15 protein-coding genes are annotated in these 16,035 nt (G+C 52.8%); 10 read left to right on the top strand and 5 right to left on the bottom strand.

Going from position 1 to position 16,035, the window contains the following annotated elements:
- Window positions 1-23: 23 nt before the first annotated feature.
- A complete protein-coding gene (locus N1689_RS11480; RefSeq protein WP_161733378.1) occupies window positions 24-920 on the bottom strand; it encodes a TIGR01777 family oxidoreductase in 897 nt (298 codons plus the stop codon).
- 182 nt (window positions 921-1,102) lie between these two features.
- Here N1689_RS11480 and yfcF point away from each other — a divergent pair, with 182 nt between their 5' ends.
- Together yfcF and yfcD are read left to right on the top strand one after the other, a co-directional pair.
- Window positions 1,103-1,744 (top strand): glutathione transferase, encoded by a 642-nt coding sequence (gene yfcF, locus N1689_RS11475; RefSeq protein ID WP_161733376.1) that lies wholly within the window; start codon window positions 1,103-1,105, stop codon window positions 1,742-1,744.
- A 108-nt stretch (window positions 1,745-1,852) separates the two neighbouring features.
- Window positions 1,853-2,377 (top strand): NUDIX hydrolase YfcD, encoded by a 525-nt coding sequence (gene yfcD, locus N1689_RS11470; protein ID WP_003854255.1) that lies wholly within the window; start codon window positions 1,853-1,855, stop codon window positions 2,375-2,377.
- Window positions 2,378-2,486: 109 nt separating this feature from the next.
- On the opposite strand, the gene pta is transcribed toward yfcD, so the two are convergent.
- Together pta and ackA are read right to left on the bottom strand one after the other, a co-directional pair.
- Window positions 2,487-4,616, bottom strand: a complete 2,130-nt coding sequence (pta, locus tag N1689_RS11465) for a phosphate acetyltransferase (RefSeq protein WP_033733375.1) — start codon at window positions 4,614-4,616, stop codon at window positions 2,487-2,489.
- A gap of 86 nt (window positions 4,617-4,702) precedes the next feature.
- On the bottom strand, window positions 4,703-5,905 hold the full coding sequence (gene ackA, locus N1689_RS11460; RefSeq protein ID WP_033733374.1) for an acetate kinase: 1,203 nt from the start codon (window positions 5,903-5,905) through the stop codon (window positions 4,703-4,705).
- Between the two features lie 336 nt (window positions 5,906-6,241).
- Between ackA and yfbV the strand changes: the two genes are divergently transcribed.
- The 3 genes from yfbV (at window position 6,242) to N1689_RS11445 (ending at window position 8,007) form a co-directional block, all read left to right on the top strand.
- Window positions 6,242-6,694: a terminus macrodomain insulation protein YfbV gene (gene yfbV / locus N1689_RS11455; RefSeq protein ID WP_161733374.1), complete on the top strand. Its 453-nt coding sequence runs from the start codon at window positions 6,242-6,244 to the stop codon at window positions 6,692-6,694.
- A 145-nt stretch (window positions 6,695-6,839) separates the two neighbouring features.
- Window positions 6,840-7,334 carry a YfbU family protein gene (locus N1689_RS11450; protein ID WP_161733470.1) on the top strand — a complete coding sequence of 165 codons (495 nt, stop codon included), beginning with the start codon at window positions 6,840-6,842 and terminating at the stop codon, window positions 7,332-7,334.
- A 13-nt stretch (window positions 7,335-7,347) separates the two neighbouring features.
- The gene (locus tag N1689_RS11445; RefSeq protein WP_161733372.1) at window positions 7,348-8,007 is read left to right on the top strand and encodes a sugar phosphatase; all 660 of its coding nucleotides are present in this window, start codon (window positions 7,348-7,350) and stop codon (window positions 8,005-8,007) included.
- A gap of 29 nt (window positions 8,008-8,036) precedes the next feature.
- Here N1689_RS11445 and yfbR read toward each other — a convergent pair whose 3' ends face one another.
- Together yfbR and N1689_RS11435 are read right to left on the bottom strand one after the other, a co-directional pair.
- Window positions 8,037-8,636, bottom strand: coding sequence for a 5'-deoxynucleotidase (yfbR, locus tag N1689_RS11440; RefSeq protein WP_260058919.1), 600 nt, complete (start codon window positions 8,634-8,636; stop codon window positions 8,037-8,039).
- A gap of 69 nt (window positions 8,637-8,705) precedes the next feature.
- Window positions 8,706-9,923: a pyridoxal phosphate-dependent aminotransferase gene (locus N1689_RS11435; protein ID WP_033733369.1), complete on the bottom strand. Its 1,218-nt coding sequence runs from the start codon at window positions 9,921-9,923 to the stop codon at window positions 8,706-8,708.
- Between the two features lie 981 nt (window positions 9,924-10,904).
- Between N1689_RS11435 and lrhA the strand changes: the two genes are divergently transcribed.
- The 5 genes from lrhA (at window position 10,905) to nuoE (ending at window position 16,033) form a co-directional block, all read left to right on the top strand.
- On the top strand, window positions 10,905-11,828 hold the full coding sequence (lrhA, locus tag N1689_RS11430; protein ID WP_013358575.1) for a transcriptional regulator LrhA: 924 nt from the start codon (window positions 10,905-10,907) through the stop codon (window positions 11,826-11,828).
- 637 nt (window positions 11,829-12,465) lie between these two features.
- Window positions 12,466-12,909: an NADH-quinone oxidoreductase subunit A gene (locus N1689_RS11425; protein ID WP_010258058.1), complete on the top strand. Its 444-nt coding sequence runs from the start codon at window positions 12,466-12,468 to the stop codon at window positions 12,907-12,909.
- Between the two features lie 15 nt (window positions 12,910-12,924).
- Window positions 12,925-13,602 (top strand): NADH-quinone oxidoreductase subunit B family protein, encoded by a 678-nt coding sequence (locus N1689_RS11420; RefSeq protein WP_003854245.1) that lies wholly within the window; start codon window positions 12,925-12,927, stop codon window positions 13,600-13,602.
- A gap of 113 nt (window positions 13,603-13,715) precedes the next feature.
- The gene (nuoC, locus tag N1689_RS11415) at window positions 13,716-15,515 is read left to right on the top strand and encodes an NADH-quinone oxidoreductase subunit C/D (protein WP_161733368.1); all 1,800 of its coding nucleotides are present in this window, start codon (window positions 13,716-13,718) and stop codon (window positions 15,513-15,515) included.
- Window positions 15,516-15,517: 2 nt separating this feature from the next.
- Window positions 15,518-16,033: an NADH-quinone oxidoreductase subunit NuoE gene (gene nuoE / locus N1689_RS11410; RefSeq protein WP_010258066.1), complete on the top strand. Its 516-nt coding sequence runs from the start codon at window positions 15,518-15,520 to the stop codon at window positions 16,031-16,033.
- Window positions 16,034-16,035: the final 2 nt, after the last annotated feature.

The following is a 16,035-nucleotide window of genomic DNA, read 5'->3' as shown; positions in this document are numbered from 1 at the left end:
GGCGGCCCTGAGCCGCTGCAGGGTTATCCTGCGACATCCTGTAAGGCTTCCTGCAAATCGTACCAGCGGAAGCCGAAACCAGAGGCTTCCAGCCGCTTTGGCAGCACATGCTGTCCTCCCAGCACCAGCACCGACGATTCGCCCATCATGAGCTTAATGGCGCTGGCTGGCGTGCGCATAAAGGCCGGACGATGCATCACCCGCCCCAGCGTGGCGGCAAACTGCTCATTACGTACCGCGTAAGGGGCCACCATGTTGAACGGGCCGTGCAGATCCTCATGATCCAGCAGCCAGAGAATCGCGTTGACCATGTCATCGATATGGATCCATGGCATATACTGTTTGCCACTGCCGATCGGCCCGCCCGCGCCAAACTTAAAGGGGAGTTTCATTTTACTGAGTGCGCCGCCTTCACGAGCCAGCACCACGCCGGTGCGTATCAGGCAGACGCGGGTACGTTCACTCGCGGCGCTGAGCGCCAGCTGCTCCCAGCGGGCGCAGAGCTGATGGGTAAACTCATCCTGTCCCTGGTCCTCTTCAGTCAGCACCAGATCGCCGGTATTGCCATAGAAGCCAGTTGCCGAACCAGAAATCAGGACGGCGGGTGGCGTTGCACTGGCATTAATCAGTGAGGCAATCTGCTCGGTGATCTGCCAGCGGCTTTCGCACAGCTGCTGTTTGTGCGGCTCCGTCCAGCGCTTGTCGGCGATGGGTTCTCCCGCCAGATTAATTACCGCATCGATGTTATCCAGATTCGATTGTTGCGCCAGGCCTGACCAGAGTGCGACGTTCTCGCCCAGTTTTTCACGTGCGCTGACCACGTCACGTGTCACCACGCTTATCTGATGCCCCAGCTGTTGCAGGCGCGGGATCAGGTGTCGGCCAATCAGTCCCGTGCCACCGGTAATTAGAATGTGCATGTTGCGGCTCCCTTGATGTTTTTGTTATTTGCACCTTTCAGCATAGAAGAGTCGAGCCATTCCAGAGTGAGTCGCGTCGCGCTTTCTTATTCCGGTGGCAGAGATCGGAGCAGCTCAGCGTTGCCTTCGCAAAAAAAAATCGGTAAACATGATGCAACCCTGACAGCCAATTGAGGTAACCGATGAATTATCCGTCCATCACCCTGTGGTCAGATTCATCATTTTTCAGTCCTTACGCTATGTCTGCCTATGTTGCTCTTACCGAAAAAGGGATCCCATTCCAGCTGAAACGTGTCGATCTGTCGCAGAATCAGCAAAACGCCGCAGCATACCGCGAGCTGTCACTGACCTGCCGTGTGCCGACTCTCCAGATTGATGACTTCCTGTTAAGCGAATCCTCGGCGATTACGGAATATCTCGAAGAGCGTTTTCCTGCCCCCGAATTTGAACGCCTCTATCCACGTGACCGTGAGAAGCGCGCCCGTGCCAGGGAGATTCAGGCCTGGCTACGCAGTGACTTCCTGTGGATCCGTCAGGAGCGTCCGACAGAAGTGTTGTTTGCTGGTGAGCGTTTTGCGCCACTGACTGCGTCAGCGCAGCAGGCGGTGGATAAACTGGTTACCGCTGTCGATCGTTTGCTGCCTGAGGGGCAACAGAACCTGTTTGGTGAGTGGTCCATCGCGGATACCGATCTGGCAGTAATGCTTAACCGGCTGGTATTACATGGCGATCCTTTGCCCGCCCGTCTGCGGCATTATGCTGAGTTTCAGTGGCAGCGCGCCTCGGTGCAGCTGTGGTTAGCAGAAAGTGGTAAAAATCGGTAACAGCCAGGGCTTGCTCAGGCTGTCGGAAGTGATTACCTTACGCCACATAAAAATAACGACGTGGCAAACTGCGTACACAACTGTACGCCAAACAGGAAAGGGTTACTGATGGTGGATCAAACTGCGGGTGACGGCATCGAGTGGGTCGATATCGTAAACGAAGAGAATGAAGTCGTTGCTCAGGCGACACGTGCGCAGATGCGTGCTCAATGCCTGCGTCACCGCGCTACCTATATTGTGGTTCATGACGGTATGGGTAAGATTCTGGTACAGCGTCGCACCGAGATAAAAGATTTTATGCCGGGCAAACTCGACGCAACCGCGGGCGGCGTGGTGCAGAGCGGTGAAGATATGCTGGAATCTGCGCGACGTGAAGCAGAAGAGGAGTTAGGGATCGCCGCGGTGCCATTTGCTGAACATGGCAAATTCTACTTCGAAGATCAGCACTGTCGTGTCTGGGGCGGTCTGTTCAGTTGTGTGTCACACGGGCCATTCGCCATGCAGGAATCGGAAGTCGATGAGATTATCTGGATGACGCCCGATGAGATCACCGCGCGTTGTGATGAGTTCACCGATGATTCGCTGAAAGCGCTCTCCCTGTGGATGAGCCGCAACGGCGATAACCGGGCCTGAAAACAGGCGCCTTAATTCAGGTTATTCATCTGCATCAGACCGGGCCGCTTTGTTACCGGCGAAAAAAAGGCATGCTCTGGGGCATGCCTTTTTCGTTATGACCAGCCGTTTAGCCTTCAGCCTGCTGAGACTGAATGGCGGTCAGGGCGATGGTGTAGACGATGTCATCCACCAGCGCACCGCGAGACAGGTCATTAACCGGCTTACGCATACCCTGCAGCATCGGTCCGATGGAGATCAGATCGGCTGAACGCTGTACTGCTTTGTAGGTGGTGTTACCGGTGTTGAGATCCGGGAAGATAAACACAGTAGCGCGCCCGGCAACCTGGGAATTCGGCGCTTTAGATTTCGCCACATCTTCCATGATCGCGGCGTCATACTGCAGCGGACCATCGATCACCAGATCAGGACGTTTCTCCTGCGCAATGCGCGTTGCTTCACGCACTTTCTCAACGTCGCTGCCCGCACCTGACGTGCCAGTAGAGTAGGAGATCATCGCAACACGCGGATCGATACCAAAGGCGCTGGCAGAATCAGCTGACTGGATAGCGATCTCAGCCAGCTGCTCAGCGGTCGGATCCGGGTTAATGGCACAATCACCGTAAACCAGCACCTGCTCCGGCAGCAGCATAAAGAACACCGAGGATACCAGTGAGCTGTTAGGCGCGGTTTTGATCAACTGCAGCGGCGGACGAATGGTGTTGGCGGTCGTATGAACCGCACCTGACACCAGGCCATCCACTTCGCCGCTCTCCAGCATCATGGTGCCGAGTACCACGTTATCTTCCAGCTGCTCCTGAGCGACGACTTCGGTCATGCCTTTGCTCTTACGCAGCTCAACCAGACGCGGCACATAGTTTTCACGAACCTGTTCCGGGTCAACAATCTCAACGCCTTTGCCCAGTTCAACACCCTGAGCCGCAGCGACACGCTGAATCTCCTCCGGGTTACCTAACAGTACGCAGGTGGCGATGCCGCGTTCAGCACAGATAGCAGCCGCTTTAACCGTACGCGGCTCATCACCCTCTGGCAGCACCACGCGTTTGCCCGCTTTACGCGCCAGCTCGGTAAGCTGATAGCGGAAGGCGGGTGGTGACAGGCGACGGCTGCGTTCAGATGTGGCGGTCAGTGACTCAATCCACTCTGCATTAATGTAGCTGGCGACATATTCCTGCACTTTCTCGATGCGCTGCGTGTCATCAGCAGGCACTTCAAGATTAAAGCTCTGCAGGCTCAGTGAGGTCTGCCAGGTATTGGTTTTCACCATAAACACCGGCAGGCCGGTCTGGAAGGCGCGGTCGCAGAGACGGGCAATGCGATCGTCAATCTCGTAGTTACCGGTCAGCAGGATTGCGCCAATCTCAATGCCGTTCATCGCGGCCAGACAGGCGGCGACCAGCACATCCGGACGGTCAGCAGAAGTCACCAGCAGTGAGCCAGGACGAAAATGCTCCAGCATGTGCGGAATACTGCGGGCGCAGAAGGTAACAGATTTAACCCGGCGAGTCTGAATCTCACCTTCATTGATGATGCGAGCATCCAGGTGGCGGCACATATCGATCGCGCGGGTAGCAATCAGATCAAAGCTCCACGGCACGCAGCCCAGCACCGGCAGCGGACTGTCTGAGAACAGTTGCTTAGGATCGATATTGGCAATACTGGCTTTTGATGAGTCATCAAAGATTTCTGACAGGTCAGGGCGGGTACGTCCCTGATCGTCAACCGGTGCGTTGAGTTTGTTGATGATCACGCCAGTGATATTTTTGTTCTTCTGACCGCCGAAGCTGCTTTGCGTCAGTTCAATGCGCTCTTTCAGCTGTGCCGGAGAGTCATTGCCCAGCGCCATCACGAAGACGATTTCCGCGTTCAGGGTTTTCGCGATTTCATAGTTCAGCGCGTTGGCGAACTGATGCTTACGGGTTGGAACCAGACCTTCAACCAGCACCACTTCCGCATCCTGGGTGTTGGCATGGTAACGGGAGATGATCTCTTCCATCAGCACATCCTGCTGGTTGGAGCCCAGCAGTGACTCAACACGCGACATCTGCAGCGGTTCTGCGGCAGGAATCGAGGAGTTCTTACGGATGATGGTGGTGGTTTGATCCGGGGTGTCGCCGCCAGCACGTGGCTGAGCAATTGGCTTAAAGACGCTAAGGCGAACGCCTTTACGTTCCATGGCGCGAATAACGCCAAGGCTGACGCTGGTCAGGCCGACGCTGGTGCCGGTCGGAATGAGCATAATTGTACGTGACACGTTTGAACCTCTCAGTAGTGGCAGGGTGTCAAAAACAACTCCGTCAGCCTGAGCTGACGGAGAGAAGTATTTTACGCAGTCAGACGCGCGGCGTCCTGGGCAATGACCAGCTCTTCGTTGGTCGGAATGACCAGCGCCGGGCGGGTGCCTTCTTTATTGATGTAACCTGACTTGCCGAAACGGGCCGCCAGGTTGCGCTCGTGGTCGACGTCGAAGCCCAGCAGTGCCAGTTTTTTCAGTGAAAGCTCACGGACCATCGCGGCGTTTTCACCGATGCCGCCAGTGAACACGACGGCGTCAAGACGGCCATCCATCAGCGCGGTGTAGCTGCCGATATATTTCGCCAGGCGATGACAGAAGACATCCATTGCGCGCTTCGCATCTTCTTTGGTGGTGTAGTTGTCTTCTACGTAGCGGCAGTCGCTGGTGACTTCGGTCAGACCTAACAGGCCTGACTCTTTGGTCAGCAGTTTATTGATGGCGTCAACGCTCATACCCAGCGTATCGTGCAGGAAGAAGATGATCGCGGGATCGATGTCGCCACTGCGGGTTCCCATCACCAGACCTTCCAGCGGAGTCAGACCCATTGAGGTGTCTACGCACTCGCCGTTACGAATGGCAGAAACTGAACCACCATTACCGAGGTGACAGGTGATAATGTTCAGGGACTCAAGCGGCTTATTAAGCATTTTGGCGGCTTCGTGAGTCACATAGAAATGGCTGGTGCCATGCGCGCCATAGCGACGAACGCCATGCTCTTTATATAATTTGTACGGTAGCGCATAGAGATAAGACTCTTCCGGCATTGTCTGATGGAAAGCGGTGTCGAATACCGCGACATTCTTATCTGACAGGTGCGGGAAGTTTTTCATCGCTTCATCAATACCGATCAGATGAGCCGGATTGTGCAGCGGTGCAAAAGAGGAGGCGTCTTTGATGCCCTGTACCACGTCTTCAGTGATGATGACTGACTGCGTCAGCTTCTCGCCGCCATGTACGATACGATGGCCGATTGCAGCAATTTGTGCCGAAAGCTCAGGTTTTTGTGCCAGAATGGTTTTAACGATAAAGTTCAGCGCTTCGCTGTGCGCTGCGCCAGCACCCAGAGGCGCTTCCTGTTTTTCGCCTTCCAGCTTCCATTTGATGCGGGCTTCAGGAAGATGGAAACATTCCGCCAGGCCTGACAGGAACTCTTCACCGCTGGCAGGGTTAAGGATGGCAAACTTGAGGGAAGAGCTGCCACAGTTCAGAACCAGAACTAACTTACTCGACATGGAAGTACCTATTTTTTGAGAGTGGCTAAATATAACGCAATCAGACTATCAGCGTAGCCCATGAAAGCTGGTAGATTAATGACAAACATCATGCGGTAGACAGAAATTCTCAATTCCGCAAAAAATTTTAGCAATCTTACGTGAAAATTTTAAGATTGCCTTGTCGAAATATGGCTCAGGCCTCTTCCCAAAGGCGCATTCCGCTCCCGGAGAGGTTTAAAACGGCGTCAGAATAGCCGGAGTCCTCTTTAAAGACAAAAATAATTGAAGGTTGTTACGTAAAGTTGTGTCTTTATAACTATTTTTTAATCTTTGCAGCATTAGTTGAGGTGAGCCATGGCGAATGAATCTGGCAGTACCAATTGGTTTCGGATGTTTCAGCGCGGCCAACACTATATGAAGACCTGGCCCGCTGATAAGCGCCTGGCCCCGGTGTTCCCGGAAAACCGCGTTTCATCGGCAACGCGTTTCGCCATTCGCTTTATGCCACCTCTGGCGATTTTTACGCTGACCTGGCAGATTGCGATGGGCGGTCAGTTAGGTCCGGCAGTAGCAACGGCGCTGTTTGCCTGCAGCCTGCCGATGCAGGGACTGTGGTGGCTGGGTAAGCGTTCAGTAACGCCGCTACCGCCTACGCTGCTTAACTGGTTTCATGAAGTGCGTGCCCGGCTGGAAGAAGCGGGGCAGGCGATAGCACCGGTAGAAGGCAAGCCGACTTATCAGGCACTGGCCGATCTGCTTAAGCGGGCGTTTAAACAACTCGACCGCACCTTCCTCGACGATCTCTGACCCATCCCGGGCTGGCGGTAAAATAGTTACCGCTAACCTGCGGCTAAATCAAAGAAAGGCGATACGGCGATTCCCGTGTTGCTAACGCTGTGCAATCATTTCTCCATTGTCGATTAACTGAGCGGTCTCTGACCGGGAGTAAATGATGGAAATGACCCATGCGCAGCGTCTGATTCTTACCAACCAGTACAAAATCATGGCCATGCTTGAGCCGGAAAACGCTGAACGTTTTCGCCGTTACCAGACCATTATCGAACGCGGTTATGCGCTGCAGATGCGCGAGCTGGATAAAGAGTTTGGCGAACTGAGTGAAGCGATCTGCCGGACAGTGATCGACATAATGGAGATGCATCACGCACTGCACGTCTCCTGGTCGAATCTTAAAGAGAAAAGTCAGGTTGAGGAGCGCCGTCTCGCCTTTCTGGGCTTTGATGCGGCAACAGAAGCACGCCTGCTGGGCTACGTCCGTTTTATGGTCAATACCGAAGGGCGTTATACCCACTTCGATTCCGGTACACACGGTTTTAACGCGCAGACCCCGATGTGGGAAAAGTATCAACGGATGTTAGCTTTGTGGCAGACTTGTCCGCGCCAGTACCATTTAAGTGCAAACGAAATTGCGCAAGTGATTAATGCCTGATGAGGAGAAGCGCGTGACCTACAGAGGTTTTCTATTTGATTTAGACGGCACGCTGGTAGATTCACTGCCAGCGGTTGAACGAGCCTGGAGCCAGTGGGGTGCCCGTCATGGTATCGCCGCTGATGAGATCCTGGATTTCATCCATGGCAAACAGGCGATTACCTCTCTGCGTCATTTCATGGCAGGCCAGTCGGAAGAGGCTATCCAGGCAGAGTTTGTCGCGCTGGAGCAGGCTGAAGCGGCAGACACCGACGGTGTGCAGGCGCTGCCAGGCGCCCATGCGCTGCTGAACCGGCTGAATGAGTTGCAGATTCCCTGGGCGATAGTCACCTCTGGCTCGGTGCCGGTCGCTCATGCCCGTCACAAAGCGGCAGGATTACCGAAGCCCGCCGTGTTCATTACCGCTGAGCAGGTCGCTAAAGGCAAACCTGAGCCCGATCCTTACCTGCTTGGTGCGGAGAAGCTGGGGTTAGCGGCGACGTCATGTGTGGTGGCAGAAGATGCACCCGCGGGTATTTTATCCGGCCTGAACGCGGGTTGTGCGGTAATTGCCATCAATGCTCCGGCGGAGACACCGCGGCTGGATGACGTGGCGCTTCGGCTCGACTCACTGGCGTCTCTGGTTGTCACCCGCGAGTCTGACGGCAGCTTTACCTTCAGCCAGCAGGCTTAAAGATTTGCCCGGTGGCCAGGCCGTCGGGTTTACAGTGGCGTATCCTGCGAAATTTCATCCAGCGACAGGCTGAAACTCGGAATAAACACCTCAACGAAGTAATCCATCTCCAGCGAACGCCGCTGCGCTAACGTCTTTTCCAGTCGCGCTTTGGCCAGTAAAAATTCGTTATTTCCGGCAGACAACTCCTCAAGACACTTAACGTAGGCGCAGAGTGCATCCGCCTGTTTCACAACGGCCTGCTCCTCTTCACTGTGCAGATGCTCATCAATCAGCGGGCGATAGATTGCCTGAAACTCTTCCGGCAGCATCTCAATCAGCTTCTGCTGGGCAATCTTCTCGATTTTCTTATATTCGTGGGCAATCTGTGCGTTGTAATACTTAACCGGAGTGGGTAAATCGCCGGTGAGCACTTCGCTGGCGTCATGATAAAGCGCCAGCATGGCGATGCGGTCGGCATTAAGCGAGCCGCCAAATTTAAGATTTTTGATGACGGCCAGCGCGTGCGCCACCATGGCGACCTGCAGACTGTGTTCAGAAACATTCTCGGTACGCACATTGCGCATCAGTGGCCAGCGGTTGATCAGCTTAAGACGGGAGAGGTGAGCAAAGAAGTGGCTTTGTGTCATGAGCGTTCCTGTTAGCAGGCAGGGGAGAGACAGGCTCTCCCCAAATAGCATCAGTATACGCGGGCGTGATTACTGGCGATAGCCTTGCAGGAAGCGACCAAATTTATTAATCGCCATCTCCAGATCATCCACACGAGGCAGCGTAACAATGCGCAGGTGATCGGGCCATGGCCAGTTGAACGCGCTACCCTGTACCAGCAGCACCTTCTCCTGAAGGAGAAAATCCAGCACCATTTTTTGATCGTCAAAGATATTAAATTTTTTGGCGTCAATTTTTGGGAACATGTAGAGCGCGCCCTGCGGCTTCACACAGCTGACGCCGGGAATATCGTTGATCAATTCCCAGGCACGCTGGCGCTGCTCATAAAGACGACCGCCAGGCATGATAAATTCGCTGATGCTCTGGTAGCCGCCGAGCGCTGTCTGGATGGCATGCTGGGCCGGTACGTTGGCACACAGGCGCATAGACGCCAGCATCTCCAGCCCTTCAATGTAGCCTTTCGCATGTTTCTTCGGCCCGTTGAGTACCATCCAGCCCTGACGGAAGCCGGCTACACGATAGGTTTTAGACAGGCCATTGAAGGTCACGGTCAGCAGATCCGGGGCCAGGGCAGCGATGCAGTGGTGCTGTGCCTCGTCGTAAAGGATCTTGTCGTAGATCTCATCAGCAAAGATGATCAGGTTATGCTGACGCGCAATTTCAACCACCTCTAACAGCAGTTCTTTGCTGTAGACCGCGCCGGTCGGGTTATTCGGGTTGATAATTACAATACCGCGGGTACGGGGTGTTATCTTGCTGCGGATATCATCCAGGTCAGGGAACCAGCCTGCTGACTCATCACACAGATAGTGCACCGCTTTTCCGCTGGAGAGGGAAACCGCAGCCGTCCACAACGGATAGTCAGGTGCTGGCACCAGCATTTCGTCGCCGCTGTTCAGTAACGCCTGCATCGCCTGGACAATGAGTTCTGAAACGCCGTTGCCAATGTAGATATCTTCTACCGTGACATCACGCATGTCGCGCGCCTGATAGTGCTGCATGATCGCTTTACGGGCGGAATAGAGCCCCTTGGAGTCGCAATAGCCCTGAGCGCTGGGAAGATTACGAATTACATCGACCAGAATCTCGTCCGGTGCTTCGAAACCGAACGGCGCCGGATTGCCGATGTTCAGTTTAAGAACTTTATTGCCTTCTTCTTCGAGGCGCTTCGCCTCTTTCAGGACCGGGCCACGGATGTCATAGCAGACGTTATCGAGTTTTCCGGATTTATCTATTTGAAAAGTCATTGTTACCGCCTTAACGGGCAGAATCCTTTTTGGCTGCCACTGAAATCGAACCAGCACAATGTACTCTCCTGCCGGTCACAAATGAAGGGTGCCGCCCCGTTTTGGCGGGTTCGACAACTTTTTAGACGGTGAGTAGCGTAAAAAAGATTTAACAAGGCGTGAGATGGTTGATAAAACCAAAAATGATGTATATGGAAATATTTTAAACTATCTAAAGGGGTGCTGAGACAACATAAGGCTCTGGTATTGTGAAATGAAATATGAACGTTATGTAAAGGACGCTTTTCTTTGCACCTGAAATATACACCCAGGTAAATAGTTAAAGGATATTTTATAAATGTTCACTTTGTGGACAATTTTATGACGCGTGCAACGTCTACGCCTTAACACTGCTTAAGAGTTGCCTGTTTAAGGCCTTGTGATCGCCGGAAAATTACCAAATGACGAGGCGTTTCTGGCACGCATTTATCAGGATTGTGAGCAGTACTTAACACTTCTTCACTAAATTTCGGAACGCTGAAGGCTTAAAAAGTGATCAATAATGTGGCATAAGGGTCCGGAAATGCCTTTAGCACAAAATTTACAGCGCTTTTCACAAAATCATTTCCATTTTGAAGTCAAAAATGATTAAGTATAATTTATTATTTAATGCACATGGCCGCTTCGTCTTACTGGCCTGAAAAGTGCGATTTTTATCCCGCCCGATTATTTCTGGTGGGAATAAGACAACTACGCAGCTTCCTGCATTTGCGCACCCCAGCGCCATCGGTTCAGAAGTTGTATCTGTCTTGAAAAGTACTATGGATTGAAAAGCGCTATGGCCCTTTCAGGGGAGTCAACAGTGCAGGATCCACATAAATTTTTTTTGTGTCAGTCTTCACACAGGACTGTCATTAAGCACCATTACTGCTTATCACTTTGATAAGCTTGTAATAACACCAGGGTAGTAGTTCGTAAAAATCTTATAAGTGAAGAAAAAACATGACTAATGCAAATCGTCCGATACTTAATCTCGACCTCGATCTGCTGAGAACTTTCGTTGCCGTTGCGGATTTGAATACCTTTGCAGCGGCCGCTGCAGCGGTCTGCAGAACGCAGTCAGCAGTCAGTCAGCAAATGCAGCGTCTGGAACAACTGGTAGGTAAAGAGCTGTTTGCCAGACATGGACGTAACAAGCTGTTAACAGAGCACGGTATCCAGCTTTTAGGCTATGCGAGAAAAATTCTTCGTTTTAACGACGAAGCCTGCACATCTCTGATGTACAGTAACATTCAGGGCGTCCTGACCATTGGTGCCTCTGATGATACCTCTGACACTATTCTGCCTTTCCTGTTAAACCGGGTAACCTCGGTTTATCCGAAACTGGCAATCGATGTGCGGGTTAAACGTAATCCATTTATGATGGAAATGCTCAATCAGGGTGAAGTGGACCTGGTCGTGACCACCTCCAGCCCGGGCAACTTTACCTATCAGGTCCTGCGTACCTCACCTACGTTGTGGTACTGCGCAGCGGATTATATTTTCCAGCGCGGCGAAGCCATTCCATTGGTGCTGCTGGATGAGCCAAGTCCTTATCGCGATATGGCAATTGATCATCTCAATGAAGCGGGTATCCCGTGGCGTATCTCTTATGTCGCTTCCACACTGGCTGCAGTTCGTGCCGCGGTGAAAGCGGGGCTGGGCGTAACTGCGCGTCCGGTAGAGATGATGAGCCCGGAACTGCGCGTGATGGGTGCGGCGGAAGGGCTGCCGGTTCTGCCAGATACGCAATATCTGCTGTGCCGCAATCCTGACAGCGATAATGAGCTGGCGCTGGCAATCTTCAACGCCATGCAGTCCACCAATGATCCTTATAACCTGAGCAACAATCCAGATGGTACATTGCTGCTGGATGACGAAGAGTAATTTCGCTAACGTGTTGTACTCAACACTGGCGTGATTGCCTTAACAAACGCTTATACATAGGCCTCTCTTTTCCTGAACAGAATGAGAGGCTTTTTTATTTCTGACACTCTTCAGACTTTTCCCACCTGCCACTCTGCCTGATGTAAAACCCTCACTACATTTCACTCACTAACGAACTGAAACTTGCCAACCGACTAAATGAACCATTTGTTCCGGATTGCAGCTTGAGGTGAAGAAATTTAACGCAAAAAGGGCAGAACTGTGTTCTGGATCAAGAAAATACCCCTGATAAGGGGAAGGAAAACAGAGTCATACCTGTCAAAATATGTTTGTTAAATGCACGATCCATGCATGTGAATACCCGCTACACTAAAATTAACCCTACAGACTGAAGCGATTTAGCTGGAAAGCGGGGCATCATTTGTTAATAATATGATGCAGGTGTGAAATAATGTTTGGATACTTTTGTCAAAGTTGACAAAAGGTTATAGAAAGGAGTAAAAACCCCATAAAATGGCTGCTTATTACCTGATAACAGCAACATTTAAAAGGTTTTTACCCTTCCCTTGAATCGATGTGGTCAGTTTGCTGCGGGAAACGCGTGCAGGATGCCAGCGCCACTTTTGATGAGTAAGCAATGAGTATGTCAACTACCACCGAAATCATCGCTCAGCACTGGGCGTTTATCGTATTTATCGTTATTGCCTTTGGCCTGTGTGCTTTCATGCTGACCGGAGGATGGCTGCTTGGCGGCAGAGCGCGCGCCCGCTACAAAGACACGCCATTCGAATCGGGCATCGAATCCGTTGGTGATACCCATATCCGCCTCTCGGCGAAATTTTATCTGGTTGCGATGTTTTTCGTCATTTTCGACGTCGAAGCCCTCTTTTTATACGCATGGGCGACTTCAATCCGTGAAAGCGGTTGGATCGGCTTTGTGGAAGCCGCAATTTTCATTTTGGTGCTCCTGGCGGGTCTGGTCTATCTGGTACGCATTGGCGCACTGGACTGGGCGCCAGCTCGCCGTCGCGTGGTGGTGAAAACCACTACGGTCAGCCACACCAATCCTCATAAGCAGTAAAAGAGAGGCAATAAGATGGACTATACGCTCACCCGCATAGACCCGAACGGTGGTGAGAACGACCGTTATCCTCTGCAAAAGCAGGAAATCGTCAGCGATCCGCTGGAGCAGCACGTTCATCGCAGCGTTTATATGGGCAAACTCGAAAATGCCCTGCATGACATGGTGAACTGGGGACGTAAAAACTCCCTCTGGCCTTATAACTTTGGCCTGTCATGTTGTTACGTAGAGATGACAACATCGTTTACCGCGGTCCACGACGTGGCGCGTTTTGGTGCTGAAGTTATGCGTGCCTCGCCACGTCAGGCGGATTTCATGGTTATTGCCGGTACGCCATTTACTAAAATGGCTCCGGTTATTCAGCGTTTATACGATCAGATGCTGGAACCAAAATGGGTGATCTCCATGGGTGCCTGCGCCAACTCGGGCGGTATGTATGACATCTATTCGGTGGTGCAGGGCGTCGATAAATTCCTGCCGGTCGATGTTTACATTCCTGGCTGCCCGCCACGTCCTGAAGCCTACATGCAGGCACTGCTGCTGCTGCAGGAATCGATCGGCAAAGAGCGCCGTCCGCTTTCATGGGTTGTCGGCGATCAGGGCGTTTACCGCGCCAATATGCCTTCAGAGCGTGAAAGAAAACGCGGCGAGCGCATCGCAGTCACAAATCTGCGCAGCCCGGACGAAGTTTAAAACCGTATGGATGGAAAACAGCGCCTGCAGCAGAACATCACAATTTAATGCATGGCCCCATCCTGACGCCTTCATTTGAGTGCCTGAGACCAGGCCGGAATGGTGAGTAACGTATGACAGATTTGACCACGCAAGATCTCGCTCAGCCTCTATGGCAAACCCGTGATCACCTTGATGACCCGGTGATCGGCGAGTTGCGTAACCGTTTTGGGCCGGATGCCTTCACTGTTCAGCCAACCCGTACCGGTATCCCGGTGGTGTGGGTGAAGCGTGAACAGATACTGGAAATTATCGAGTTCCTGCGTAAATTACCCAAGCCTTACGTCATGCTGTATGACCTGCATGGCGTGGATGAGCGTTTACGTACCCACCGTGCAGGCCTGCCTGCGGCGGATTTCTCCGTTTTCTACCACCTGCTGTCGATTGAACGCAACCGCGACATCATGCTCAAGGTGGCACTCTCAGAAAACGACATGCATCTGCCGACCATTACCCGTCTTTTCCCGAATGCCAACTGGTATGAGCGTGAAACCTGGGAAATGTTTGGTATCACCTTTGATGGCCACCCGCATCTGACGCGCATCATGATGCCGTCGACCTGGGAAGGTCATCCGCTGCGTAAAGATTACCCGGCGCGTGCCACTGAATTCGATCCTTTCACGCTGACCAGGCAGAAAGAAGATTTAGAGATGGAGGCGCTGACCTTTAAGCCTGAAGACTGGGGTATGAAACGTAGTACCACTAACGAAGACTTCATGTTCCTGAACCTCGGGCCTAACCACCCGTCGGCGCACGGTGCGTTCCGCATCATTCTGCAGCTGGATGGTGAAGAGATTGTCGACTGCGTGCCTGACATCGGTTATCACCACCGTGGTGCTGAAAAGATGGGCGAGCGTCAGTCGTGGCACAGCTACATTCCTTACACTGACCGCATCGAGTACCTCGGCGGCTGCGTAAACGAGATGCCGTACGTACTGGCGGTGGAAAAACTGGCCGGTATCGTGGTGCCCGATCGCGTTAACGTGATCCGCGTGATGCTCTCTGAGCTGTTCCGCATCAACAGCCACCTGCTTTATATCTCCACCTTTATTCAGGACGTCGGGGCCATGACGCCGGTGTTCTTTGCCTTTACCGACCGTCAGAAAATCTATGACGTGGTTGAGGCGATTACCGGTTTCCGTATGCACCCGGCGTGGTTCCGTATCGGTGGCGTCGCGCATGACCTGCCGCGAGGCTGGGAACGTCTGCTGCGTGACTTCCTCGACTGGATGCCAAAACGTCTTAAAGAGTATGACAAAGCGGCACTGCGCAACAGCGTACTTATTGGCCGCTCCAAAGGCGTTGCCGCTTACAACATGGAAGAGGCGCTGGCGTGGGGCACTACTGGTGCTGGTCTGCGTGCGACAGGTCTCGACTTTGACGTACGTAAATGGCGTCCATACTCCGGCTACGAAAACTTCGATTTTGAAATCCCGGTTGGCGACGGCGTCAGCGATGCTTACAGCCGCGTCATGCTGAAAATGGAAGAGATGTGGCAATCGCTGCGCATTCTTGAGCAGTGTCTCAACAACATGCCAGAGGGGCCGTTTAAAGCGGATCATCCGCTGACCACGCCGCCACCTAAAGAGCGCACGCTGCAGCACATTGAAACGCTGATCACACACTTCCTGCAGGTGTCGTGGGGGCCGGTTATGCCTGCCAATGAATCGTTCCAGATGATTGAAGCGACGAAAGGGATCAACAGCTACTACCTGACCAGCGATGGCAGCACCATGAGCTACCGCACCCGCGTGCGTACGCCGAGCTTCCCGCATCTGCAGCAGATTCCTTCCGTAATCCGTGGCAGCCTGGTATCCGACCTGATCGTATATCTGGGTAGTATCGATTTTGTTATGTCAGACGTGGACCGCTAATTATGCACGATCAACACATTGCCATTAAAACGATCGACCCTAACGAGGTCTTCGTGCTGAGCGCGGAAGAGCATCACGCTATTGAGCACGAAAAACACCATTACGAAGACGCGCGTGCAGCCTCAATTGAAGCGCTGAAGATCGTGCAGAAACAGCGTGGCTGGGTGCCGGACGGTGCAATCAACGCGATTGCCGAAGTCCTGGGTATCCCGGCAAGTGATGTTGAAGGTGTGGCGACATTTTACAGCCAGATTTTCCGTCAGCCGGTGGGTCGTCATGTGATCCGTTACTGTGACAGCGTGGTGTGTCATATCACCGGTTATCAGGGCATCCAGTCAGCACTGGAACAGCAACTGAATATCAAACCGGGTCAGACCACGGCTGATGGCCGCTTTACGCTGCTGCCAACCTGCTGTCTGGGCAACTGCGACAAGGGCCCAACGATGATGGTAGATGAAGACACGCATGTGCATCTGACGCCGGAAGGCATCCCTGGTTTACTGGAGCAGTATCAATGACA

The organism is Pantoea sp. XY16, from assembly GCF_025153065.1.
GTDB classification, from domain to species: domain Bacteria; phylum Pseudomonadota; class Gammaproteobacteria; order Enterobacterales; family Enterobacteriaceae; genus Pantoea; species Pantoea alfalfae.
This window is presented reverse-complemented; position numbering and strand designations above follow the sequence as displayed.